This window comes from Saccharothrix sp. BKS2, assembly GCF_047689505.1.
GTDB lineage: Bacteria > Actinomycetota > Actinomycetes > Mycobacteriales > Pseudonocardiaceae > Actinosynnema > Actinosynnema lopnurensis.
Genome location: NZ_JAUQOL010000007.1, coordinates 225267 through 249120 on the forward strand (window position 1 = coordinate 225267; position 23854 = coordinate 249120).

Consider the following 23854-nt stretch of genomic DNA (forward strand, 5'->3'; position numbering starts at 1 on the left):
CTTCGGACGGTCCGCCGCCGCGCCACGCGGCGGCGACCCCGGTGAAAGGGCGAACATCGTGCCGCAGAACAGGAAGGCGTTGCTGGTCGGGGGTCCCGGGACGTTCGACGGCGAGGTCGTGGAACTGACCGACGGCGTCGACCGCCCACCCGGTTCCCGGTAGGGCGGCGTGAGAGGAGCGGTGGACGGGTCGTCCCCGGTACCCGTCCACCGCTTCCTCGTCGGGGACCAACCGCGCGCCCGGCGGTGTCAGCGGGGACGACTGCGGAGCAGCGTGGTCCCGTCAGCAGGCGCGGCAGCTGTCCCTGCTCGGGCGTCACCTGCATCGCCGATCCGGCGGGGAGCAGGGCGGTTTCCTCCCGCAGCTCCCGCAGACGTCGTCCTCGTGCGGGGAGACGGCGCGGATGTAGTCGTCCAGGTCCCTCGTCACCGCAACTCGGTTCGCCATCCTGCGGACGCCGGCCGCGCGTCCACCGTGGAACAACGCCCAGAGTTCGGCCCGGTGCCCGGCGCGGGGGAGGCTCCGGTGCGCGGCCGTGCCACGACGCTGGCACCACCGGCTCGCCGCCGCCGGTCCCGTCTTCTCGCTGCGGCTCCTCTGCCGGCCCGCCTGCCGGTTGCTCCCCGTCGCGCGCCGAGGCCCTGCCGATCGGTGACCACGCGGCCGACCCCGTGCCGGGGGCGCCGCGTCAAGTCGTCCCGGCAGGCCCGTCTTCCGCCCACTCGGCCGCGTGCTCCTCGACGAACTCGGCGAAGGTGCGGGCCGGCCGGCCGGTCAGGTCCGGCACCGCGGCGCTGATCCGGTCCTCCCGACCGGCCCTGATGCCGTCCTCCACGGCGGCGAGGGCGGCGGCGAACTGGGCGGGCATGCCGGCGGCCAGGTTGGCGGCCACCTGGTCGTCGGTCCCGACGGGCACCACCCGGACCGGTCGTCCGGTGCGGGCGGTGATGATCGTCGCCGCGTCGTGGCAGCTCAGCGCCTGCGGCCCGGTGAGCAGGTGGTCGCGCCGGTCGTCCGGCCCGGCCCCGGGGTCGGTCAGCAGGGCGGCGGCCGCGGCCGCGATGTCCCGCGCGTCGATCCAGCCCACCCGGCCGTCGCCGGCGGCGGTGCGGATCTCACCGTGCCGCCGGATGCGCTCGCCCACCGGGTGCGGGCTCAGGAAGTTCTGCATGAACCCGGACGCGCGCAGCACGACCCACCCCGGCCGGGACGACACCCGCGCGGCCATCTCCAGCGCGCCGGGGGCGTTCGGCAGGACGACGGCGGAGCCCAGGAGCACCACCCGGCGCACGCCCCGGCGTCGCGCCTCGGCCAGGAACGGTCCGACGAGCGGCATCGGGTCGGTGGTCCGCACCGGGGGCACCAGGAAGACCCGGTCCACCCCGCGCAGCGCGGCCGGGAACGTGGCCGGGTCGGTCCAGTCGAACCGGACCGGGTCGGGGTCGCCGGCGGGCGGGTTGCGGGCGGCCACCCGGACCGGCACGTCCTCGTCCCGCAGCAGTGCCACCAGCGCGCTCCCGGTCTTCCCGGTGCCGCCGGTCACGAGCACGCCGGTCATCGGGCGGCGTCCGCGCGCACCGGGTCGGGGAGTTCGGCCGGTCGGTGCCGGCGATCCCGGTGGTGGGTGATCGGTCCGTCCTGGGGGGTGCCCGGCACGGTGTCCTCCGGTGTTCGACGGGGTGTGACCGGTCCAGGTTGGGCGGCCGGGCCCTCGGCCGGGAACGGCCGGCCAAGCTGCCGACCACCAAGCCCCGGACCACCGGTCCGTGGTCGGGGCGGGGGACCCCTGCCACCATGAGCCGGGTGAGCAGAGGCGAACTGGCGGACTTCCCGCGCCGACGGCGGGAAGCGCTGCGCCCGGACCAGGTGCCGGCCACCGCCACCCACCCGCCCGGCCGGCGCGCCCGGCGCACCCCCGGGCTGCGCCGCGAGGAGGTGGCCGCGCTGGCGGGGGTGTCGGTCGGCTACTACGAACGGCTGGAGCAGGCCCGTGCGCCGCGCCCGTCCCCGGAGGTGCTGGCCGCGCTGGGCACGGCGCTGCGGCTCACCGCCGCGGAGCGCGAGCACCTGGCCCGGCTGGCCGGGCAGGCGCCACCCGTGGCGGACGCCGATCGGGGGCAGGTGCCCGCCGACGCCCGGCGGCTGCTGGACCGCCTCGGACCGGCGCCCGCCTACCTGGTCGACGAGCGGCAGGACGTCCTGGCCTGGAACCGCGCCGCGGCCGCGTTGATCACCGACTTCGGACTGCTGCCCGTCGAGGAGCGCAACGTGGTGCGGCTGTCGATCCGCCTCGGCGGCACCCTCTGCTCGGCGCCGGCGGGCGCGGAGGGCGAGTTCGCCCGCCGGTTGGCCGCCCCGCTGCGCGTGGCCCGGGTTCGCCACCCGACCGACCGCGTCCTGGGCGAGCTGGTCGACGAGTTCGCCGCGCACAGCCCGGACTTCGCCGCCGGCTGGCGCGACCACGACGTACGCCCCGTGCCGACGCTGCGCAAGCGCCTGCGCCACCCCGACCTGGGCGAGCTGGAGCTGGACCGCCACACCCTGCTGCTGCCCGGCACCGACCTCCAGGTGGTGTTCTGCACGGCGGAACCGGGCAGCCCGAGCGCCGCCGCGCTCACCCGGCTCGACACCCGCCGGGCACGACCGGGCGGGGCAGACCGCGCCCGCCTGCCGGAGCGGTCCGGTCGAGGGTGACCCACGTCATGGCCGAACCCCGTCAGGAATCGGGGCGCTGCCCCGTTCAGGGTGCGGTCGAACCAGACAGGAGCAAGGACATGCCGCACCGCATCACCGTCCTCGGGGCCGGGTACGCCGGGACGTACGCCGCCGGACGACTCGCCCGCCACCTGCACCCCGACGACGTCGAGATCACCGTCGTCAACGCCGAACCCGACTTCGTGGAACGGCTGCGCCTGCACCAGCTCGCCGCCGGACCGGACCTGCGCCGGTACGAGCTGGCGGAGCTGTTCGCGGGCACCGGGATCCGCCTGCGACCGGCGCGGGTCACCGCGGTCGACGCCGGGCGCCGGACGGTCACCGTGACCGGCGACGGGGGTCCCGACCGGCTCGACCACGACACCCTGCTCTACGCGCTCGGCAGCACCGTCGCCGACCACGGCGTGCCGGGCGTGGCCGAGCACGCCTTCCACGTCGCCGGCCGGCCGTCGGCGCTGCGCCTGCGCCGGCGGCTGGACGAGCTGGCCGGGAACGGGTCGGTGCTGGTCGTCGGCGGCAACCTGACCGGGATCGAGGTCGCCACCGAGATCGCCGAGTCCCGGCCGGGGCTCGACGTCACCCTGGTCACCAGCGGTGAGCTGGGAGGTTGGCTCGGCCCGCGGGCCCGCCGCCACCTGCTGCGGGCCTTCGACCGGTTCGGCATCGCGGTCCACGAGCACACCACCGTCGAGCGGGTGGGGGCGACGGGGGTTGTCGCCGCCGACGGCACAGCCTTCGCGTCCGACGCCACCGTCTGGGCGGCGGGTTTCGCCGTCCACCCCATCGCCGCCGCGAGCGGCCTCGCCGTCGCCGACGACGGTCGGGTCCTGGTGGACCGCCTGATGCGGTCGGTCTCGCACCCCGGCGTCTACGCGGCGGGCGACAGCGCCCACGCCGTCGACCGGAACGGCCGGCCGCTGCCGATGTCCTGCGCCTCGGCGGGTGCCACCGCGATGCAGGCGGTGTCCGCGATCGTTGGTGACCTGACCGGCCGCAGGATCCCGAAGACCACGCCGGCCCACGTCGGCAACCACCTGAGCCTCGGCCGCCGGGACGCGATCTACCAGCTGGTCGACGGCGAGGCGCGGTCGCGGAGTTGGGCCCTGTGCGGTCGGCCGGCCGCGCGCGCCAAGGCGGCCGTCCTCCGGGTGGCCGCGTTCGGCATGGCCCACCCGACCTTCGGGATGCCGACCCGCAGGTACCGCCTGGCCGCCGAACCCGGCCGCGCCACCGAGGTGGTCGCGGCCTAGCCCGGTGATCGTGGACACCGAGACCCTCGCGCGTTTCGAGGCCGGCCGGGATCGGCTGGCCTCGCTCGCGTACCGCCTGCTCGGCTCGGCCGCCGACGCCGAGGACGTGGTGCAGGACGCGTTCCTGCGCTGGCAGGCCGCCGACCGGGACCACATCGAGGTGCCCGAGGCGTGGCTGACCAGGGTGGTCACCAACCTGGCCCTGGACCGGCTGCGCTCGGCGAGGGCGCGGCGCGAGCGCGCGGTGGGCACCTGGCTGCCCGAACCGCTGCTGGCCGGCGATCCGGTGCTGGGCCCGGCGGACACCGCCGAGCAGCGCGACTCGGTGAGCCTGGCGGTGCTGACCCTCCTGGAACGCCTGACCCCGGTCGAGCGGGCCGTCTACGTCCTGCGCGAGGCGTTCTCCCACAGCCACGCCGAGATCGCCGGGATCCTCGACATCAGCGAGTCCGCGAGCCAGCAGCACGCGCACCGGGCCCGGCGCCACGTCGCCACGTCGCGCCCGGGTCTCGACCACCGCGTCACCGAGGTCGACCGCGCCACCGCGCGCCGCATCGCCGGGGCGTTCCTCGCCGCCGCCGCCTCGGGCCGCACCGAACAGCTGGTCGCGCTGCTGACCGACGACGCGACCGCGATCTCCGACGGCGCCGGGTTGAGCGCGAAGCTGATGCGGGTCTCGGGTCCCGAGCGGATCGCCGCCACCCTCCGGGCCGCCTACCGGCCGACCCCGGCGAAGCGGAAGCTGGTCGGCGGCTCCCCGGCGTTCCACGCCGCCGTGGTCAACGGCTGCCCCGCCGTGATCGCCGTGCTGGACGACCGGGTGGTGGGCCTGGTGGTCCTGGAGGTCCGCGACGACCGGATCGCCACCCTGCGCAGCATGGCCGCGCCTGCTCGGCTCGGCCGCCTCACCCGGGAGTGGCGGCGTGGTGACCACGGCGACCTCCTGGTGGAGTCGTGGTGAGCCGGGGGTTCGGCCGGCCGTGCGCCCACCGGACGAGGACGGAGGAGAGCCGAACTCCAGGACCTGTTCACCTGGCGCTCGCCCGCCGGCCATCGGCGCGGGTTAGACATGGCGCCGTGACGACCTCCATGGGTAGGCGGCGGTTCCTCGCCGCGCTCTCGACCGCCGCCGGCGCGGCCGCGCTGTCCCAGGTACCCGCCGACCACGCGGCGGCGGCACCGCGACCCGGCGGCGGGAACCACCCGTTCCAGCTCGGCGTGGCCAGCGGCGACCCGACGGCGACCGGGGCGGTGCTGTGGACGAGGCTCGTCCCGGAGCCGTTCGAGCCCGGCGGCGGCATGCCGCGCACCAGGGTGCCGGTCCAGTGGCAGGTCGCCCGGGACGAGGGGTTCCGCCGGATCGTCGCCGGCGGCACCACCTGGGCGCTGCCGGAGCTGGGGCACTCGGTCCACGTCGAGGTCGACGGCCTGGCGCCGGACCGGGAGTGGTTCTACCGCTTCCGCTACCGGGGCGAGACCTCGCCGGTCGGGCGCACGCGCACCACGCCGGCCGCCGGCGCCCCCGGAGGGTCGCTGGCCTTCGCGTTCGCGTCGTGCCAGGACTGGGTGAGCGGCTACTACCCGTCGTACCGGCACATGGCGGACGACGACCTCGACCTGGTGGTGCACCTGGGCGACTACGTGTACGAGGGCGGCATCCCGGCGGACGGGGGCCTCCGGCGGACCGGGACGCCGGACGTGCTCAGGTCGGCGCCGCGGGACCTGGAGCGCTGGCGGATGCAGTACGCCCTCTACAAGGCGGACCCGGACCTCCAGGCGGCCCACGCCAGGTTCCCCTGGGCCGTCACGTGGGACGACCACGAGGTGAAGAACGACTACGCGGGCACCCGCCAGGAGCACGCCGGCGACATCACCGCGCTGCGGGCCGCGGCCTACCAGGCGTGGTACGAGCACCAGCCCGTCCGCCGGGCCGCGCTCGACCGCGCCCGGATCTACCGGCGCCTGCGCTGGGGCAGGCTCGCGCAGCTCGACATCCTCGACGGCAGGCAGTACCGGAGCGTCCCTCCCTGCGGCTGGGGCGAGGCCGACGCGTGCACCGGCGGCTACGACCCGGCCGTGACGATGCTGGGCTTCCCGCAGGAGAAGTGGCTCTTCGACGGGCTGGCCGCCTCCGAGGCCCGGTGGAACCTCCTGGGCAGCAACGTGATGCTGGGCAGGCTGGAGCACGACGGCCCGGCGGGCGACCGGTTGTGGCACGACGCCTGGGACGGCTACCCGGCCGCGCGCAAGCGGCTGACCGACACCTGGGTCCGGCACCGGGTCGACAACCCGGTGGTGATCACGGGTGACTGGCACTCGACCTTCGTCAACGACATCCACCGGGACTTCGACCGCCCGTCCTCGCCGGTCGTCGGCACGGAGTTCGTCGGCACGTCGATCTCGTCCAACGGGGACGGTGAGGTGTACGGGCCCTACTACGGGCCGATGATCAGGCACAACCCGCACATCAAGTTCTTCGACGGCGACCGCCGCGGGTACGTCCGCTGCCACGTGGACGGTTCGCGGATGAGGGCGGAGCTCAGGACCGTCCCGACGGTGAGCCGCCGTGACGTGCCCGAGTCCGTCTTCGCGTCGTTCGTGGTCGAATCCGGTCGGCCGGGCGCGCACCGGGTGTGATCGCGGCGGTGGACCGGCTCGACCGGGCCCGGGTTCAGTCGGGGAACGGCGCCGCCAGCACCACGTCCTCGACGGTCGGCACCGCGAAGTCCGGGATGTGGCGGCGGCCGACCTCGGCGAACGGGTGGGTGAAGTAGGCCATGGGCTTGCGGCGGCAGTGGTCGAGCATGGTGTCGACCGTGTCGCGCTTGAAGCCCGTCCGCGGGTAGGCGGCGAGCACCTCGGCGACGTCGTCGGGGTCCAGGTCCTCCAGGCCGCGCCCGCCCACGTCGACCCCGGCGCCGGCGGCCACCGCGGCGATCTCCGGGCGCTTGCGGGCCGCGATGGTGGCGTTGGTGTGCAACGCGATCGCGTCCCAGACCACCTCGACGCGGTCGTTCGCCATCCCCCGTTGCCGCAGGAAGCGGCGGGCGGCGTCGGCGCCGTCCAGTTCGAAGCGCTCGGTCGGGGTCGTGAAGCGCTCGACCAGGCCGAGGTCGTGCAGGACGCTGCCGATGAACAGCAGCTCCCGGTCGTAGCGGGCGCCGGCGCGGTCCAGCAGCAGGGCGCCGAAGTGGTAGGACCGCATGACGTGGTTGAACAGGATCTCCGAGGACTCGTCGCGCGCGAACCGCATCGCCTGGCGGGCCAGGGCCGTGTCCGGGGGTCGAAGTCCGGCGACGGGGTGGGGGAGCGAGGGGGTGGCGGCCGCGGTCGCGCCGCTCCGCGTCGACGCGACCGCGCCGAGCACGCCCACCCCGACCGCGAGACGTGCGCTCGAACCGAGCAGCGAGCGCCGACTGAGGTCTCCACCGGTGTCGGGTCGGCCGGCCGTGTCGTCCTCGGTGGGAGTGTTGTCCATGGCTTGAGGTTAGGGAGGCCGCGGTGGCCGCGGGAGTGGCTGGATTGCCACGTGCCAACGGATTCGCGCCAGGCGTTCCGGCGTCACCGACTGCCCGGCGGTGACCGCTTCGGCCACCACCCCGATGTCGGGGTGGTGGCCAGGGCCAGGCCGGAACCGGCGCGCACGGGGGTTTCGTCGTCACGGCCTCGGCGTGGACCCCGCCGAGCTCCGTGCCTCGCCGCGGGGGTGACGTGTGCGATCGCCCAGGACCTGTCCCGGGGCATCACGCCGCGACGCGTTCCTCCAGGCGGGGAGTCGTCTTGGCCGGCTTGTTCGGCAGCGACAGCCGGAAGACCTTGCGCCACGCCGAGAACAGCTGCCTGGGCAGCGATCCGGTGACGTACTCCAGGCCGTAGCGGTCGAACAGCTCCCGGACCTTCGGCGCGATCTCGCCGTAGCGGTTGCTCGGCAGGTCGGGGAACAGGTGGTGCTCGACCTGGTGCGAGAGGTTGCCGGTCATGATGTGCAGCAGCTTGCCGCCGCTGATGTTGGCCGAGCCGAGCATCTGCCGCAGGTACCACTGGCCCCGGGTCTCGCCGACGATCGAGCGGCGCTCGAAGGTCTGCACGCCCTCGGGGAAGTGACCGCACATGATCACCGAGTGGCTCCACAGGTTGCGGACCAGGTTCGCGGTGAAGGTGGCGGCCAGCGTGGTGAGGAAGGACGGGCCCGACAGCAGCGGGTGGACGACGTAGTCCTTCAGCACCTGCTTGCGGATCTTCTTGCCGACCTCGCGCGCCCGCGCCCGGAACTCCGGGTTGTTGCGGTGGCGCTTCTGGAGGTTCCGGCCCAGCTCCAGGTCGTACGCGGCGATGCCGTACTCGAAGAAGCAGGCGTTGATGAAGTTCCACAGCGGCTGTCCCAGGTGGAACGGCTGCCACCGCTGGTCCTCGTCGACGCGCATGATGCCGTAGCCGAGGTCGTTGTCCTTGCCGATCACGTTGGTGTAGGTGTGGTGCAGCTCGTTGTGGGAGTGCTTCCACTGCGCGGCGGGGGAGACGTGGTCCCACTCCCAGGACGTGGAGTGGATCTTCGGGTCGCGCATCCAGTCCCACTGCCCGTGCAGGATGTTGTGGCCGATCTCCATGTTCTCCAGGATCTTGGCCACGGACAGGCCCGCGGTGCCGACCAGCCAGGCCGGCGGGAAGAGGGAGAACAGCAGCACGCCCCGGCTGGTCATCTCCAGCTTGCGCTGCACCGAGATGACCTTGCGGATGTAGGCCGCGTCGCGTTCGCCGCGGGCGGCGATCACCTCGTCGCGCAACGCGTCGAGCTCGCGGCCGAGCTGCTCGATCTGCTCGTCGGACAGGTGGGCGGTGGGGTCGGTGGCGGTCATGCTGCTCGCTCCTAGCGTTCGATCTCGCAGGCGCCCGCCGCGGCGGACACGCAGGTCTGGATGAGGACGCCGGGCTCGGCCGTGGTGACCTGGCCCGTGCGCAGGTCGCGGACGGCGCCCGCGCGCAGTGGCGTGACGCAGCCGAAGCAGATGCCCATGCGGCAGCCGGACGGCATCAGCACGCCCGCCTGCTCGCCGACGTCGAGCAGCGGCGTGGACCCGTCGGCCTCGGCGGTCCGGCCGGTGGTGGTGAACGTGACCGCGCCGCCCTCGCCCGTCACCAGCACGGTGGGGCGGAACCGCTCGGTGTGCAGGCGGTCGGCGACGCCGTGCCGCGCCCAGTGCTCCTCGGCGGCGTCGAGCAGGCCCGTCGGGCCGCAGGCCCAGGTCTCGCGCTCGGCCCAGTCGGGCACGTGCTCGTCGAGGCGGGCGAGGTCGAGCACGCCCTCGGTGTCGGTGTGCCGCTCGATCAACCGGATCGCCCGGTCGGCGGCCAGGTCGTGCAGGTCGGCGCGGAAGATGACGTCCGCCCCGGTCGGCGCGGAGTGCAGCACGACCACGTCGGCCAGCTCGGCGTCGCGCAACATGCCCATCGCGGGCGTGATGCCGCTGCCCGCCGTCAGGTAGAGCACCTTCGCGGGCCTGGTCGCGGGCAGCACGAAGTCGCCGGCGGCCTGGTCGAGGTGGATGACCGTGCCCGGCCGGGCACGGCGGACCAGGTGGTTGCTGACCTTGCCGTCCGGCATCGCCTTCACCGTGATGGTGATGCGGCCGTCGGCCCGGTTCGTGGGCGAGGTGACGGAGTAGGCCCGCCACAGGCGCACGCCGTCGACGTCCACGCCGACCCGGACGTACTGCCCGGCGACGTGGCCCCGCCAGCCGCGGCCGGGCCTGATCACGAGGGTGGCCGCGTCGCCGGTCTCGGGGTGGACCGCCTCGATGCGTCCCCGCAGCTCGGCGCCCGCGCGCAGCGGGTCGACCAGGTCGAGGTAGTCCGACGGCAGCAGCGGCGTCGTGACCATCTCCAGCAGCCTCAACGCCCTGCTGCGGAGGGCGACGCGTGTCATGTGTCCAGCATGATGTGGCCCCGGGCGTAAAGTCCTGACCGCAGGACGTGAATAACGCTCCACAATTTGTACCGGGAGAACAAATGGGCCGCGCTGCCGGAAGTGCCGCCGAGGTGGGCCTCGACCACGCCACGATCACGGCGCTGCGGGCGTTGCTGCCGGTCACGGCCGGCGAGGTGGTCCAGGCGGTGATCGACGAGGTGCCCAGCTACGAGGGCGCGCTGTCGGGCCGGATGGGCGGCACGATCCGCCGCGCCGTGCGCACCGCGCTGGGCCACTTCCTGGACGTCGCGGACGGCGCGGACACGCGGGGTGTCGCCACCGAGGCGGCCTACGAGCTGGGCCGCGGCGAGGCGCGCGACGGCCGCTCGATGGACGCCCTGCTCAGCGCCTACCGGGTCGGTGCGCGGGTGGCGTGGCGGGGGCTCGCCGCCGAGGCCGTGTCGTCCGGTCTGCCCGCCGAGGGGCTGGCCGAGTTCGCCGAGCTGCTGTTCGCCTACATCGATGAGCTGTCCGCGGCCAGCGCCGCCGGGCACGCCGAGGAGCTGGCCGTCCGGGGCCGGGTGCGGGAGCGCTACCTGGAGCAGCTCTGCCGCGACCTGATCGCGGGCGAGGGCGAGGACGTGCTGCTCGCGGGCGCCGAGCGGGCGGGCTGGACGCCCCCCGGCTCGCTGACGGCCGTGCTGCTGCCGTCCTCGCAGGCCCGCTCGGCGCGCCGGCTGCTCGACCCCCGCACGCTGCTGCTGGAGGACCTGCCGGACTCGACCACCGCGCTCCTGGTGCCGGACGCGGACCGCGGGCACGTGCTGCGGTTGCTGGCGGACCGCTCCGCCGTGGTCGGCCCGGCCCGGCCGTGGACGCGGGTGGTGTCGTCGTTCGAGCGGGCCACCCGGGCCCGCGCGCTGTCCGCGGACATCCTCGACACCGAGCAGTTCCTGGTCGACCTGGTGCTCAACGCCGACGCGGAGGCGTACGCCGACCTCCGGGCACGGGTGCTGGCGCCGTTGCGCGACCAGCGGCCGGCGACCGCACGGCGGCTGGAGGAGACGCTGCGGGCCTGGCTGCTGCACCACGGGCGGCGGGACGAGGTGGCGGCGTCGCTGTTCGTGCACCCGCAGACCGTGCGGTACCGGATGGGTCAGCTGCGGGACCTGTTCGGCGACCTCACCTCGCCGGAGCGGGTCCTCGAACTCACCCTGGCGCTGGCCCGGCACCCTTGAGCCGGCACCCCCGACCCGGCACCCCCGACCCTGCGGCGCCCGAGGTGCCCCGGACAGCGGAAGACCCCGCCACCGGCCGGTGACGGGGTCTTCCCACGTGGTGTCGGTGGTTACCGGACGCCGGTGTGGTGCCGGCGGCCGGCGACGGCCTCCGCGACGCCGATGAGCAGCACCGAGGCGATCACGGCCAGGATGAAGCCCAGCACGTTCAGCTCGAAGATGTCGCCGGTGCCGAGCAGGTTCGCGATGGTGCCGCCGATGACGGAACCGACGAGACCCAGCAGCAGCGTCGCCACGATGCCGAGGTGCTGCTTGCCGGGCTTGATCAGGCGGGCGAGCGCGCCGATGATCAACCCCGCGACGATGAACCCGATCACGTCACCCTCCTGGTGGTCGATGTCCTGTAGCGACCGGCTACCCGATCAGGTCAACTTTCACGCGCTCGCGTCGCGGAGATCACTCCCGTTCGGCGCCGGGCGAGGGCGCCGGTGTGGCTCGCGCGGAAGAACGCGGAAGAAAACGGGGAGGAATGCGACAAAAGGCGAGGGCGAGGAGGTAACCCACTCCCCGCCACCTTGAACATATAGCACGACCCGGGTCTTGCGGCAAGACCCGGGTCGTGGTGCAAAATGCGCCGCCGAAGCCAGGACCTGCGGAAACGGCAGGTCGGTGACAAACCTGTCGGCACCGGGGAACGAGTTCGACCCCGGGCCGGCGGTGCGAACGGGAAAGGCGAACGGATGGGCAGCTACGTGCTCGATCTCCAGGAGGTCGACCGGGCGCAGGTCGCCGCCGTCGGCGGCAAGGGCGCGCACCTGGGGGAGCTCTCGCGGATCGAGGGCATCCGCGTGCCGGCGGGGTTCTGCGTGACGACGGACGCCTTCCGGGAGGTCGTGCGGGGCGCGCCGTCGATCGACGACCGGCTGGACCGGCTGTCGCGCCTGGACCCGGACGACCGGGAGGCGATCCGCACGGGCAGCGCGGAGGTCCGGCGGATCATCGAAGCCGCCGCCGTCCCCGACGACGTGGCGGCGGCGATCACCGGCGCGCCGGCCCGGTTCGGGGAGCGAACCGCCTGGGCGGTCCGGTCGAGCGCGACGGCGGAGGACCTGCCCGCGGCCTCCTTCGCGGGCCAGCAGGACACGTACCTGAACGTCGTGGGGCCGGCGGAGGTCCTCCGGCACGTCAGCCGGTGCTGGGCCTCGCTGTTCACCGAGCGGGCCGTGACCTACCGGCTGCGCAACGGTGTCGACCACCGCGCGGTCCACATGGCCGTGGTCGTGCAGCGGATGGTCTTCCCGGACGCGGCCGGCGTCCTGTTCACCGCCGACCCGGTCACCTCCAACCGGGAGGTGGCCTCCGTGGAGGCGACCTTCGGCCTCGGCGAGGCCCTGGTCTCCGGCCTGGTCAACGCGGACTCCTACCGGGTGCGGGACGGCGGGGTCGTGGCCAGGGCGGTCGTGGCCAAGGAGCGCGCCGTGCACGCCTCACCGGGCGGCGGGACGCGGGAACGGGAGGTCGAGCCCGCGCGGCGGGAGCAGCCGGCGTTGACCGACGAGCAGGTCCTGCGGCTCGTGCGGCTCGGCCGACGGGTCGAGGCGCACCTCGGCCGTCCCCAGGACATCGAGTGGTGCCTGGTCGACGACGACTTCCTGTTCGTCCAGAGCCGGCCGATCACCACGCTGTTCCCCGTCCCCGAGGCCGGCGACCGGGAGAACCACGTCTACGTCTCCGTCGGGCACCAGCAGATGATGACCGACCCCATGAAGCCCCTGGGCCTCTCCGTGTGGCAGCTGACCACCCCCCAACCCATGGCCGAGGCCGGGGGGAGGCTGTTCGTCGACGTCACCCGGGTGCTGGCGTCGGCCACGAGCCGCGCCGGTTTCCTGGAGCTGGTGGGCAGGTCCGATCCGCTGATGTGGGACGCGCTGCGGACCGTCGTCGACCGCGAGGGCTTCCTCCCGGCGCTCCCGGACGACGCACCCGGCAAGCCGGTCCCCGGCGTCGCGCCGGCCACGATCGAGACCGACCCGGCCCTCGTCACCGAGCTGATCGGGATCGGCGAGGCTTCCGTGGCCGCGCTGGCGCGCGACATCCGGGGGAGGTCCGGGGTGGAGCTGCTCGATTTCATCCTCGCGGACTTCCAGGAGCTGAGGCGGGTCCTGTTCGACCCGCGCAGCCACCAGGTGATCATGGCGGCGATGCAGACGACGTGGTGGCTCAACGAGCGGCTGCGGGACTGGCTGGGCGAGAAGAACGCGGCCGACACGCTCACCCGGTCCGCCCCCCACAACGTCACGTCGGAGATGGGGCTGGCGCTCCTCGACGTCGCGGACGTGATCCGCCCGCACCCGGAGGTCGTCGCCTTCCTGCGCGACGTCGAGGACGAGGGCTTCCTGGACGAGCTGCCCCGGCTCGCGGGCGGGCGGGAGGCCCGGGACGCCATCCGGGCCTACCTCGACCGGTACGGGATGCGCTGCGTCGGCGAGATCGACATCACCAGGCCGCGGTGGGGCGAGCGCCCGACCGCGCTCCTGCCGGTGATCCTCGCCAACGTCGGGAACTTCGAGCACGGCGCCGGCGCGCGCCGCTTCGAGCAGGGGCGGCAGGAGGCGCGGCAGGAGGAGCGGGAACTGCTGGAGCGTCTGCGGACCCTGCCGGACGGGGCGCGGAAGGCCGAGGAGACGAAGGAGAAGATCGACCGCGTCCGGACGTTCATCGGGTACCGGGAGTACCCGAAGTACTTCATGGTCAGCCGCTACTCGGTGTACAAGCGGGCCCTGCTGGAGGAGGCCGGGCGCCTGGTGCGGGCCGGCGTGCTCGGTGAGCCGGAGGACGTCTTCCACCTGACCTTCGGGGAGTTCCACGAGGTCGTGCGCGCGAACCGGGTCGACGACGAACTTCTCCGCCGGCGCAAGGAGGAGTTCAGGTCCTACGCGGCGCTCACGCCACCCCGGGTGCTCACGTCGGAGGGCGAGGCCGTCACCGGGGCGTACCGGCGCGACGACCTGCCGGCCGGCGCGCTGGTCGGCCTGCCCGTCTCCGTCGGCACCGTCGAGGGCCGGGCCCGGGTCGTCCTGGACGTCGAGCGGGCCGACCTCGAACCGGGCGACATCCTGGTCACGGCGCACACGGACCCCAGCTGGTCGCCGCTGTTCGTCGCGGCCGCGGGCCTGGTGACGGAGGTAGGGGGGCTGATGACCCACGGCGCGGTGGTCGCGCGGGAGTACGGCCTGCCCGCCGTCGTCGGGGTGGAGGGCGCCACGCGCTCGATCCGGGACGGGCAGCGGATCCGCGTGAACGGGACGGACGGGTACGTCGAGATCCTCCCGTGACGGTGACGGTGACGGTGACGTCCCGGCCGGCGCCGTGGGGCACCGGCCGGGACGTCGTCTCACCGGGAGCCGCGGAAGGGGCCGGTGACCTCGTAGGTGATGCCACCGCCGCTGGAGCCGCTGGTGCCGCGCTGGGAGGAGAAGTACAGCCGGTTGCCCGCGGGGTTGAAGGCGACCCCGCACAGCTCGGAGGAGCCCTGGCCGGCGACGCGGGCGAACGGCGCCACGACGTCGTCCGGCGTGATGACGCAGATCTCCATGTTGCCGCCGTCCTCGGCGACGTACAGGTCACCGACCGGGGTGCCGGTGATGTTGTCCACGCCGGTCAGCGGCGGGGTGCCGGTGAGGTTGTCGTCGTAGGCGACGGCGATGGTGTTGTCGACCGCGTTGTAGGCCCAGACCCTGTTGTCGCCCTTGGTGGTGAAGAAGCAGGTGCCGTTGCGGTAGTAGCAGCCCTCACCGCCGTTGAAGACCTTCATGCCGGCGACCTGGCCGCGGGTGCGGGTGGGGCTGCCGTCGGGGTCGGGGACGGTGGCCCAGGACAGCGCGCCGCCGGTCTCCCTGAGCACCTGGAGGGTGCCGGAGGACAGGTTCCCCCAGGTGGTGGGGACGAAGCGGTAGAAGCCGCCGTTCGTCTCGTCCTCGGTCAGGTAGACCACCTTGCGGTCGGGGTCGCACGCGGCGGCTTCGTGCGTGAACCGGCCCATCGCGTCGTGGCGCACGGCGGGCTCGACCCCGAACGGGTCGGTCTCGAAGACGTAGCCGCGGTCGGTCTCCTCGCACGACAGCCAGGTGTGCCACGGCGTCGCGCCGCCGGCGCAGTTGCGGGTGGTGCCGGACAGGATGCCGTAGGCGCCGGTCACGGCCCCGGTGGCGGAGAACCTGATGGCGCTCGCGCCACCCGCACCGGTGCCCAGCTCGGCGTTGGAGACGTAGATCCAGCCGGTCCCGTCGGCGAAGCAGGCGCCGCCGTCCGGGGCGCCGTGCCAGGTGAAGCCCGTGCCGGGCACCACCCGTCCCGACCGGGCGATCACCCGGCTGGTGAAACCCCTGGGCAGCAGGATCCCGTTGGCGTCCGCGGCCTGCAACGCCCCGTACGGGCTGGGCCCGGTCCGCGCCGGGTACCCCACCGCCTCCGGCCACAGGGTGAACCCGAACGCGACCGACGTGCCCGCACCCACGACGGCCGTGCGCAGGAATGTGCGACGTTCCACGCTGTTCTCCTTCACCCGCAACGGTGTCGGTCCCCGTCGGCGGCACGGTTCCCGGTGGTCCGGGGATCGAGTGAAGCCGGCGCGGGTGAACGCGGCGGGCACCGGGGCGTGAACCCGAACGCAACGGTTGGCCAAGGTCGTCACGCGCCGGTCGTGCCGGGCATCATCGGCGGGAGCGGCGCCACCCGGAACGGAGAGGTCCCGATGTCCGAACCAGTCCACGAGGACACCACCGCGCGCGGTTCCGCGAGGACCCGGGAGGAGCGCCGGGTCCTCGCGAGCACCCTCGCCGGCACCACCGTCGAGTGGTACGACTTCTTCATCTACGCCCAGGCCGCGAGCCTGGTCTTCGCCCCGCTGTTCTTCACCCCGCTGGGCGAGGAGGCCGGCGGGCTCGCCGGGATCATCTCGCTGGCCACCATCGGCATCAGCTTCCTGTTCCGCCCGCTCGGCGCGGTCGTCGCCGGCCGGTTCGGCGACCGGCTCGGCCGCAAGAGGATGCTGGTCCTCACGCTGCTGCTGATGGGCGGGGCGACCGTGCTGATCGGCCTGCTGCCGACCTACGACCACATCGGGGTCGCGGCGCCGGTCCTGCTGGTGGTGCTGCGCATCGTGCAGGGCTTCTCGGCGGGCGGCGAGTGGGGCGGCGCGGCGCTGATGGCCGTCGAGCACGCGCCGAGGCACAAGCGCGGCCTGTTCGGCGCCTACCCGCAGGTCGGCGTCCCGCTCGGGCTGATCCTGGCCACCGGCGTGCTGTGGCTGATCAGCACGCTCACCACCGACGCCCAGTTCCTGTCCTGGGGCTGGCGCATCCCGTTCCTGTTCTCCCTCCTGCTGATCGTCTGCGGTTACGTCATCCGGCGGATCGTCGAGGAGAGCCCGGTCTTCCGGGAGATGCTGACGCGCCGGGAGCACTCGTCGACCCCGCTGCGCGACCTGTTCCGCTCGCACACCCGCAACGTGGTCCTGACCGCGCTGATCTTCGTGGCGCAGAACGCCGCCGGCTACCTGCTCATCGCCTACTTCATCGGCTACGGCACGTCCCTGGGCATGTCCCGCCCCAGCGTGCTGGCCGCCACGGTCGCGGGCGCCGCCGGGTGGCTGGTCTTCACCCTGTGGAGCGGCGGGCTGTCCGACCGGATCGGCCGCGTGCGCACCTTCCAGATCGGCTACGCGGCGCTGTTCGCGTGGATGATCCCCATGTTCCTGCTCATGCGGACCGCCGACCCCGTGCTGTTCGCGCTGGCGGTCGTCGTGCTGTCGTTCGGCCTGGGCCTGTCCTACGGGCCGATGTCGGCGCTCTACGCCGAGATGTTCCCGACCAGGGTCCGCTACTCCGGCGTCTCCATCGGCTACGCCCTGGGCGCCATCCTGGGCGGCGCGTTCGCCCCGACGATCGCGCAGGCGCTGGTGCGGTCGACCGGCACGGTCCTCTCGGTCGGCGTGTACGTCATGGCGCTGTCGGTGGTCTCGCTGGTGGCGGTGTCGCTGGTCCGCGAGACGCGGGGGGTGGACCTGTAGACCCCGGCCGGCAGGGGCCGGTCAGCCCAGGTCGGACAGGTCGAGGACGAAGCGGTGGCGGACGTCGTTGCGGTCGAGGCGGTCGAGGGCGTCCGCCACCCGGGCCGACGGGAGGACCTCGACGTCGGCCGTGATGCCGCGGGCGGCGCAGAAGTCGAGCATGGCGGCGGTGGCGGGGAGGCCACCGCTGCCCGCGGAGCTGAGCTTCTTGCGGCCGATGAGCAGGTCCATCGTCTCGACGGTGACGGTGCCGAGGTGACCGAGGTGGCTGAGCGTGCCGTCCACGGCGACCAGGCGCAGGTAGGGGCCGAGGTCGTGGGGGACGGGGATGGTGTCGATCAGCACGTCGAACCGGTCGCGTGCCGCGGCCATCCGGTCGGGGTCGGTGGAGACGACGAGGTCGTGGGCGCCCAGCCGGGCCGCCTCGGTCGCGCGGTCCGCCGACCGGCTGATGACCGAGACCTCGGCGCCGAGGGCCGCGGCGAACTTGACCGCGAGGTGGCCCAGCCCGCCCAGGCCGCTCACCGCGACGCGGGTGCCCGGTCCCACGCCGAGGGCGCGCAGCGGTTCCCACACGGTGATGCCGGCGCACATCAGGGGCGCCGCCGCGGCCGGGTCCAGCCCGGCCGGCAGGAGGTGGGCGAACCGGTCGCGCAGAACGTACTCGCGGGAGTACCCGCCCAGCGTCGTGGACCCGTCGTGGCGGTCGGCGCCGCCGTAGGTGAGGGTCGGGAACCCGCGGCAGAAGTTCTCCTGACCCGCCGCGCACGGGGCGCACGTGCCGCAGGAGTCGACGATGTTGCCGACGGCGACGGGGTCGCCGACGCGGAAGCGGGTCACGTCCGGGCCGGTGTCGGTCACCACGCCGGTGAACTCGTGGCCCGGCACGAGCGGCTCCTCGCCGCGGTGGGCGCGGATGGCGTGCAGGTCGCTGTGGCAGACGCCGCAGTGGTCCACGCGCACCGCGATGTCGTCGCGGCGGAGGTCGCGCCGGGGGATCGTCACCCGGTGCAGCCGGGTCGTGGGGCCGTGCGCCTGCCAGGCGGTGGTGGTCCTCATGGCACTCCTCAAACAGACTGTTCGGTCTGTTTGACCGTAGGCGAGCAGCCGCCGCAAAGCAAACCGACTGTTCTGTAGGTAGGCTTCGGCCGTGCCCGACGACCAGCAGTTGACGGCCCGCGGCGCGGCCACGCGCCGGCGCATCATCGACGTGGCCACCCGCGAGTTCGCCGAGCACGGCCTCGCCGGCGCCCGCATCGAACGCGTCGTGGCCTCGGCGCGCACCAACAAAGCCCAGCTCTACGCCTACTTCGGCAGCAAGGAGGGGCTGTTCGACGCCATCTTCTCCGGTTCCCTGGAGCGGATCGTCAACGTCGTCCCGATCGACGCCACCGACCTGGCGGACTGGGCCGTGCGCCTCTACGACGAGTACCTGCGGCGCCCCGACCTCATCCGGCTCGCCACCTGGGCCCGCCTGGAGCGGCGGCCCACCGGCCACCTCGTCGAGGACGCCGACCGCCTCGACGACGGCAAGCTGCGGGCCATCGCCGAGGCGCAGGCGGCGGGCCTGGTCCGCGCCGGCGACCCGTTCGACCTGATGGCCGTGGTCATCGCCATGTCGATGGCCTGGTCACCGGTCAGCAACGTCTACGCGGCCACCGCCGAGGAACCCGCCGCCACCCACGACCGCCGCCGGGCCCTGCTGCGCGACAGCGTCCGCCGCGCCGTGGCGCCCGACCCGACCCCCTGACGGCTCGGCGCACGCCGGGCCGGCACCCGCGCCGCCGGCGCGCTGCGCACCCGGCCTGACGACGCGCGAGGGGGGATCGCGGAGCCGGCCGCGTCCGGTCCGACCTCGGCGGCCGGCGCGGCGACCCGCACGGGCGGGTCGGCAGCCCGGACCCCACCGCCGACCGGGCCGGCCGCACCGCGTGGACCAGCCCGTACCCGGTGCGGGGGCGTCAACGGCACCGGCGACGACGCCGGTCGGTGGTCCTGCCGCGTCCCGCGCTACAGGCGCTGAGACCCCGTCCCGTCCGCGGTGCCGTGGCCGTCGCGCAGGGCGGTGCGCGAGGTGATCCCCAGCTTGCGCATCGCCCGGGACACGTGGTTGTCCACCGTGCGCTGCGACAGGAACAGCGCCTCGGCGATCTGGCGGTTGGTCAGCCCCGAACCGACGAGGGCGGCCACCTCGTGCTCGCGCGGCGACAGGACCTGTCCGTAACCGCGCCGGCCGCGCCGCGCGCTGCCCCGGTAACCGCGCAACGCCCGTTCGCACCGCCGCACGTCGCGCGGCAGGCCGAGCCCGGTGAAGCCGGTGATCGCCGAGGTGACGCGTTCCGCCGCCGCCTCGCGGTCGCCCGCCTGCGCGCAGTGGCGGGCCGACGCCTCGGCGGCCGCGGCGGCGGTGTGCGGGCGGGGCAGGGCGGCGAAGCGGTGCGCGGCCTCGTGGAACCGGCGCGCGGCCTCCTCGTGCTCGCCCCGCGCGGCGGCCAGTTCGCCGCGGCACAGGTCCAGCCCGGCCGCGGCGAGCGGCGCGTCCCGGCCGGCGATGCCCTCGGCGTACTCGGCGGTGACGGCGGCGGCGTCCGCGGCGCGGCGGGCCCGCAGGTGGGCGCGGACCAGGACGGGCGCCAGCTCGGCCGCCCACACCCAGTTGCCCTTGCGCCGGGACTTGGCCAGTGCGCGGTCGGCCTCGTGGCACGCCGCGGTCACCGCGCCCAGCACCAGGTGCGCCGCCGCCCGCCCGGCCATCGCCGAGGCCACCGCCGGCGCGTTGTCGGGCGCCGCGGCCAGCGCCGTGCCGAAGTGGCGGGCCGCCAGCGGCGCGTCGCCGCGGTCCAGCGCGAGCCTGCCCAGGGCCAGCCACCCGTCGACCGCGAGGAACGCCATGTCACCGGCCTGCTCGGTGAACCGGTGGACGTCGGCTTCGAGGCCGTCCCACCCGCCCGTGGCGGCGCGCAGCCGCAGCGCGGTGCCGTCGCTGAGCGCGGCCAGGTAGGGCACGTCGGAGTCGGCGGCCATGCGCGTGCCGCGGTCGAGGAACTCCCGGGCCCGGTCGTAGTGGCCGAGCCACGTCGCCGCGTCGGCGAGGTTGTGGTAGGTCCGGGTGAGCTGGCGGCGGACCCGCACCGAGGCGGCGTGCGCGGGCAGCGCGGCCACCGCGTCCCACGCGGCGGGGTCGGCGGTCTGGAGGAGGGTGGAGACGCGGTTCGCCCGCACGGCGGCCACCAGCTCCTCGTCACCGCTGTCGCCGATGACGCGCTCGGCCTCGCCCAGCCACCGCAGGTGCTCGGTCACGGGGCCGTCGCCGAAACCGGGCAGCGACAGCGCGGCCATGCCCCGGGCGGCCAGCGCGGGCCGGCGGCTCAGGTCGGGCACGGCCAGCTCGATCTCGGCGCGCCCCGCCGCGACCGAGCCGACCTGGTTGATCAGCAGGATGCCCAGGTTGAGCCGCGCCTCGCTGCGGGCCGTGCGGCTCATCGCCCGGTCGGCCACCACCGCGCGCAGGCACCGGACCGTGCCGTCGTGCACGATGCTCTGGAGGGCCAGCTTGCTCAACCGCACGGCGAACGCGTCCTTCGCGTCGCGCGGCAGCTCGGGGTCGCCCAGGGCGTCCTCCAGCAGCCGCAGCGCCAGGGCGGTGTCGCCGACCAGGGCGGCGTGCTCCACCGCGGCGGCCGTCGAGTGCACCCACGCGTCCAGCTCGCCGGCGCGGCGGTGGTGGTGGGCGAGGCGGACCAGCGGCGGGTCGGGCAGCGCGGCCAGCGCGGCGGCGGCCCTGGCGTGCGAGGCCCGGCGCAGGGGACCGGGCAGCGGCGCGTAGACCGCCTGCCGGGCCAGCGGGTGGCGCAGCGCGTAGCGGCCCGGTGACACCTCGTGCAGCAGCCCGGCGCTCAGCCCGCTGACCAGCGCCTCCGCCGCGTCGGTCGAGGGCAGCCCGGCCACCGCGGTGATCACGTCCTCGGTCTCCGGCGCGTCGAGCACGGCCGCCGCCCGCACCACGCGGGCGACCCCGGGGCCGGCCCGGTCCAGGCGGTCGGCGAGGGTGTCGCGCAGCAGCAGCGGCACGGGCACCCGGTCGCCCGAGCCCGGCCGCAGCGAGTCGAGGTCGGCGGTGCCCTCGCGGATCTCGCGCAGCACCTCCTCCACCGCGAACGGGATGCCGGCCGTGCGGCGGTGCAGCTCGACGGCGAAGTCCTCGGGCACCTCCGGCACGCGCAGCAGCCCCGCGGCCAGCTCGCGCACGTGCGCGGGCGCCAGCGGGGCCAGCCCCAGGACGTGGTCGGCCAACCGCGTCGGCGGCAGGCGGTCCTCCCGGCGGCAGGTCAGCACGAGCGGCACCTCGCGCGGCGGGTGGGCCAGGTAGCGCAGCAGGTCGTGGGTGCCCTCGTCCGCCCAGTGCACGTCCTCCAGCACCAGTACCGCCGGTCCGGCCACCACGAGCAGGTCGCGCACCGCCCGGAACAGCCGGTGCCGCTCGGTGCCGGCGTCGGCCCTGGGCAGCGGGTCGGGCAGCAGCGGCGCGAGCTCCGGCAGCAGCGGGTGCAGCGCACCGGTGATCGGCGGCAGCGCGGCGGCGAGCGGCACCTCGCGCAGGTGGCGCAGCGCGTCCACGACCGGCCCGTAGGGCAGGGGGGAGCGCAGCGGGTGGCAGCGCCCCAGCAGCACGGTCCGGCCCGCCGCGGCCGGGTGCCGGAGCAGCTCGCGCACCAGGCGCGTCTTGCCCACGCCCGCCTCGCCCTCGACCAGCACCACGGCGGGCGACCCGCGCACCGCCCGGACCAGCACGTCCAGCTCGGCGGCCCGGCCCACGAAGACGTCCGCGACGGGCGACGTCGTGTGGTGGGACATGCGAGCACCGTACCTCGCTCGGACGTGTCGTCACCACCACTCGCAGTAGTCACGGGTGGGCGTTTATTAGGTATACCCCCTCTTTGTCGCACGCATTGTCCGGGGAGGGGCGGGGGTGCATGTTCAGGTGGTCGCCGACCGCGGACCCCGACCGGGCCGAGTTGGCGGACCCCATCCCTGCACGACCGGCCACCAGGCCGGTTCCGGAGGAACCATGCACGTCACATCACGCTTCCTGGGCGTGGTCGCGGCGGCGGGCGTCACCGCCGCCCTCGTCACCGCCCCACCGGCCACCGCCCAGGTCTCGCCGGAGCTGCTCGCTCACCCGCCCGGCGCGACCGTGGTCACGGACCGTTACATCGTCGTCCTGGACGACACCACCGCCCGGACCGCGGTCCCCGACCTGGCGGCGCGCTACGCCGGGAAGGTCAACCGGATCTACGACTCGGCGCTGCGCGGGTTCTCGGTCGAGCTGGACGCCGGGCAGGCCGCCCGGCTGGCCCGGGACCCGGCCGTGCGCCACGTCGAACCGGTCGTCGTGGGCCGCGCCTCGGACACCCAGCAGAACCCGCCGTCCTGGGGCCTGGACCGGGTGGACCAGCGGTCCCTGCCGCTGAGCAACTCCTACACCTACAACACCACCGCCTCGAACGTCACCGCCTACGTCGTGGACAGCGGCATCCGGATGACCCACCAGTCGTTCGGCGGCCGGGCCGGGAGCGGCTACGACTTCGTCGACGACGACACCGACGCGAGCGACTGCCTCGGCCACGGCACGCACGTGGCCGGCACCATCGGCGGCTCGGCGCACGGCGTGGCCAAGGGCGTCAAGCTGGTGTCGGTGCGGGTGCTGGACTGCAACGACAGCGCCACCACCGAGGACACCCTGGCCGGGATCGACTGGGTCACCCGCAACGCGGTCAAGCCCGCCGTGGCCAACTTCAGCCTCTACTTCGGCAGTTCCGCGCCCAGCGTGGAGAACGCCCTCAAGAACTCCATCGCCTCCGGCGTGGTGTGGACGCTGTCGGGCAACAACCAGGGCACCGACGCCTGCCGGACCTCGCCCGCGAAGCTGCCTGAGGCCATCACCGTCGGCAACACCACCACGACCGACGCCCGCAGCTCCACCTCCAACTACGGCTCGTGCCTGGACATCTGGGCGCCCGGCACGAACATCGTCTCGGCGAGCCACCAGAACGACACCGGCACCCGCACCATGACCGGCACGTCCATGGCCGCGCCGCACGTCGCCGGGGCCGCCGCCCTGCACCTCGCGGGCAACCCCTCCGCGAGCGCCCAGCAGGTCCGCGACGCCCTGGTGGGGCAGGCCAGCGCGGTCACCATCGGCGACGCCGGGCCCGGCTCGCCGAACAGGCTGCTCAACACCCTCGGCGGCGGCACCACCCCGCCCCCGGTCTGCGGTCCCTTCACCAACCCCGCCGACGTCGCGATCCCCGACGCCGGCGCGGCCGTGACCAGCCCCCTGTCGGTCACGAACTGCCGGGGCAACGCGCCCGCCACGACGAAGGTCGACGTCGACATCCGCCACACCTGGCGCGGTGACCTCGTCGTCGACCTGGTGGCGCCCGACGGCACGGTCTACCCGCTCAAGCCCCGCAACGACAACGACAGCGCCGACAACGTCATCGCCACCTACACCGTCGACGCCTCCGCCGAACCCGCCAACGGCACGTGGCAGCTGCGGGCGCGGGACGTGGTCCGCAACGACACCGGCACCATCAACTCGTGGAGCCTGACCTTCTGATCCCCTCCCGCCCGACCTGATCCCCTCCCGCCCGACGGCGCGGCCCGGTCACCGCC

The 23854-nt window shown here is 74.5% G+C and carries 17 protein-coding genes; 9 read left to right on the forward strand and 8 right to left on the reverse strand.

Features of this window, described 5'->3' with window-relative positions:
- Positions 1–689: 689 nt before the first annotated feature.
- Positions 690–1559 carry an NAD(P)H-binding protein gene (locus tag Q5530_RS17040; RefSeq protein ID WP_415363330.1) on the reverse strand — a complete coding sequence of 290 codons (870 nt, stop codon included), beginning with the start codon at positions 1557–1559 and terminating at the stop codon, positions 690–692.
- A gap of 245 nt (positions 1560–1804) precedes the next feature.
- On the opposite strand from Q5530_RS17040, the gene Q5530_RS17045 reads away from it, so the two are divergent.
- The 4 genes from Q5530_RS17045 to Q5530_RS17060 all read left to right on the forward strand — a co-directional run bounded on the left by Q5530_RS17045 (position 1805) and on the right by Q5530_RS17060 (position 6603).
- Positions 1805–2695, forward strand: coding sequence for a helix-turn-helix transcriptional regulator (locus tag Q5530_RS17045; RefSeq protein ID WP_415363332.1), 891 nt, complete (start codon positions 1805–1807; stop codon positions 2693–2695).
- An 80-nt stretch (positions 2696–2775) separates the two neighbouring features.
- Entirely contained in the window at positions 2776–3966 is a 1191-nt protein-coding gene (locus tag Q5530_RS17050) for an NAD(P)/FAD-dependent oxidoreductase (protein ID WP_415363334.1), read from the forward strand.
- A 10-nt stretch (positions 3967–3976) separates the two neighbouring features.
- Entirely contained in the window at positions 3977–4927 is a 951-nt protein-coding gene (locus Q5530_RS17055; protein WP_415363336.1) for a sigma-70 family RNA polymerase sigma factor, read from the forward strand.
- A 116-nt stretch (positions 4928–5043) separates the two neighbouring features.
- Positions 5044–6603: an alkaline phosphatase D family protein gene (locus Q5530_RS17060; RefSeq protein ID WP_415363338.1), complete on the forward strand. Its 1560-nt coding sequence runs from the start codon at positions 5044–5046 to the stop codon at positions 6601–6603.
- 34 nt (positions 6604–6637) lie between these two features.
- Here Q5530_RS17060 and Q5530_RS17065 read toward each other — a convergent pair whose 3' ends face one another.
- From Q5530_RS17065 to Q5530_RS17075, 3 genes are all read right to left on the reverse strand, one after another.
- Positions 6638–7444: an HD domain-containing protein gene (locus Q5530_RS17065; protein WP_415363340.1), complete on the reverse strand. Its 807-nt coding sequence runs from the start codon at positions 7442–7444 to the stop codon at positions 6638–6640.
- 265 nt (positions 7445–7709) lie between these two features.
- Complete coding sequence (locus Q5530_RS17070) at positions 7710–8822, reverse strand: fatty acid desaturase family protein (RefSeq protein WP_415363341.1); 1113 nt, start codon at positions 8820–8822, stop codon at positions 7710–7712.
- 11 nt (positions 8823–8833) lie between these two features.
- Complete coding sequence (locus Q5530_RS17075; RefSeq protein WP_415363343.1) at positions 8834–9889, reverse strand: ferredoxin reductase; 1056 nt, start codon at positions 9887–9889, stop codon at positions 8834–8836.
- Positions 9890–9972: 83 nt separating this feature from the next.
- On the opposite strand from Q5530_RS17075, the gene Q5530_RS17080 reads away from it, so the two are divergent.
- Positions 9973–11109, forward strand: a complete 1137-nt coding sequence (locus Q5530_RS17080) for a PucR family transcriptional regulator (RefSeq protein WP_415363345.1) — start codon at positions 9973–9975, stop codon at positions 11107–11109.
- 110 nt (positions 11110–11219) lie between these two features.
- Here Q5530_RS17080 and Q5530_RS17085 read toward each other — a convergent pair whose 3' ends face one another.
- Complete coding sequence (locus tag Q5530_RS17085; protein WP_415363347.1) at positions 11220–11486, reverse strand: GlsB/YeaQ/YmgE family stress response membrane protein; 267 nt, start codon at positions 11484–11486, stop codon at positions 11220–11222.
- 363 nt (positions 11487–11849) lie between these two features.
- Here Q5530_RS17085 and rph point away from each other — a divergent pair, with 363 nt between their 5' ends.
- A complete protein-coding gene (rph, locus tag Q5530_RS17090; protein ID WP_415363348.1) occupies positions 11850–14444 on the forward strand; it encodes a rifamycin-inactivating phosphotransferase in 2595 nt (864 codons plus the stop codon).
- 59 nt (positions 14445–14503) lie between these two features.
- Here rph and Q5530_RS17095 read toward each other — a convergent pair whose 3' ends face one another.
- Complete coding sequence (locus Q5530_RS17095; RefSeq protein ID WP_415363349.1) at positions 14504–15658, reverse strand: alkaline phosphatase PhoX; 1155 nt, start codon at positions 15656–15658, stop codon at positions 14504–14506.
- A gap of 204 nt (positions 15659–15862) precedes the next feature.
- Here Q5530_RS17095 and Q5530_RS17100 point away from each other — a divergent pair, with 204 nt between their 5' ends.
- The gene (locus Q5530_RS17100; protein ID WP_415363351.1) at positions 15863–17179 is read left to right on the forward strand and encodes an MFS transporter; all 1317 of its coding nucleotides are present in this window, start codon (positions 15863–15865) and stop codon (positions 17177–17179) included.
- A gap of 21 nt (positions 17180–17200) precedes the next feature.
- Here Q5530_RS17100 and Q5530_RS17105 read toward each other — a convergent pair whose 3' ends face one another.
- Complete coding sequence (locus Q5530_RS17105) at positions 17201–18238, reverse strand: NAD(P)-dependent alcohol dehydrogenase (RefSeq protein ID WP_415363353.1); 1038 nt, start codon at positions 18236–18238, stop codon at positions 17201–17203.
- 91 nt (positions 18239–18329) lie between these two features.
- Here Q5530_RS17105 and Q5530_RS17110 point away from each other — a divergent pair, with 91 nt between their 5' ends.
- Complete coding sequence (locus Q5530_RS17110; RefSeq protein WP_415363354.1) at positions 18330–18929, forward strand: TetR family transcriptional regulator; 600 nt, start codon at positions 18330–18332, stop codon at positions 18927–18929.
- A 260-nt stretch (positions 18930–19189) separates the two neighbouring features.
- Here the strand turns inward: Q5530_RS17110 and Q5530_RS17115 are convergent, their stop codons facing one another.
- On the reverse strand, positions 19190–22033 hold the full coding sequence (locus Q5530_RS17115; protein ID WP_415363356.1) for an ATP-binding protein: 2844 nt from the start codon (positions 22031–22033) through the stop codon (positions 19190–19192).
- 214 nt (positions 22034–22247) lie between these two features.
- Here Q5530_RS17115 and Q5530_RS17120 point away from each other — a divergent pair, with 214 nt between their 5' ends.
- Positions 22248–23798: a S8 family peptidase gene (locus tag Q5530_RS17120; protein WP_415363358.1), complete on the forward strand. Its 1551-nt coding sequence runs from the start codon at positions 22248–22250 to the stop codon at positions 23796–23798.
- Positions 23799–23854 lie beyond the last annotated feature (56 nt).

Excerpts from the sequence above, each read along its gene's own strand:
- Q5530_RS17100 (WP_415363351.1), top strand. The coding sequence starts at position 15,863 with ATGTCCGAACCAGTCCACGAGGACACCACCGCGCGCGGTTCCGCGAGG.
- Q5530_RS17065 (WP_415363340.1), bottom strand. The coding sequence starts at position 7,444 with ATGGACAACACTCCCACCGAGGACGACACGGCCGGCCGACCCGACACC.
- Q5530_RS17040 (WP_415363330.1), bottom strand. The coding sequence starts at position 1,559 with ATGACCGGCGTGCTCGTGACCGGCGGCACCGGGAAGACCGGGAGCGCG.
- Q5530_RS17115 (WP_415363356.1), bottom strand. The coding sequence starts at position 22,033 with ATGTCCCACCACACGACGTCGCCCGTCGCGGACGTCTTCGTGGGCCGG.
- Q5530_RS17050 (WP_415363334.1), top strand. The coding sequence starts at position 2,776 with ATGCCGCACCGCATCACCGTCCTCGGGGCCGGGTACGCCGGGACGTAC.
- Q5530_RS17075 (WP_415363343.1), bottom strand. The coding sequence starts at position 9,889 with ATGACACGCGTCGCCCTCCGCAGCAGGGCGTTGAGGCTGCTGGAGATG.
- Q5530_RS17120 (WP_415363358.1), top strand. The coding sequence starts at position 22,248 with ATGCACGTCACATCACGCTTCCTGGGCGTGGTCGCGGCGGCGGGCGTC.
- rph (WP_415363348.1), top strand. The coding sequence starts at position 11,850 with ATGGGCAGCTACGTGCTCGATCTCCAGGAGGTCGACCGGGCGCAGGTC.
- Q5530_RS17070 (WP_415363341.1), bottom strand. The coding sequence starts at position 8,822 with ATGACCGCCACCGACCCCACCGCCCACCTGTCCGACGAGCAGATCGAG.
- Q5530_RS17105 (WP_415363353.1), bottom strand. The coding sequence starts at position 18,238 with ATGAGGACCACCACCGCCTGGCAGGCGCACGGCCCCACGACCCGGCTG.
- Q5530_RS17080 (WP_415363345.1), top strand. The coding sequence starts at position 9,973 with ATGGGCCGCGCTGCCGGAAGTGCCGCCGAGGTGGGCCTCGACCACGCC.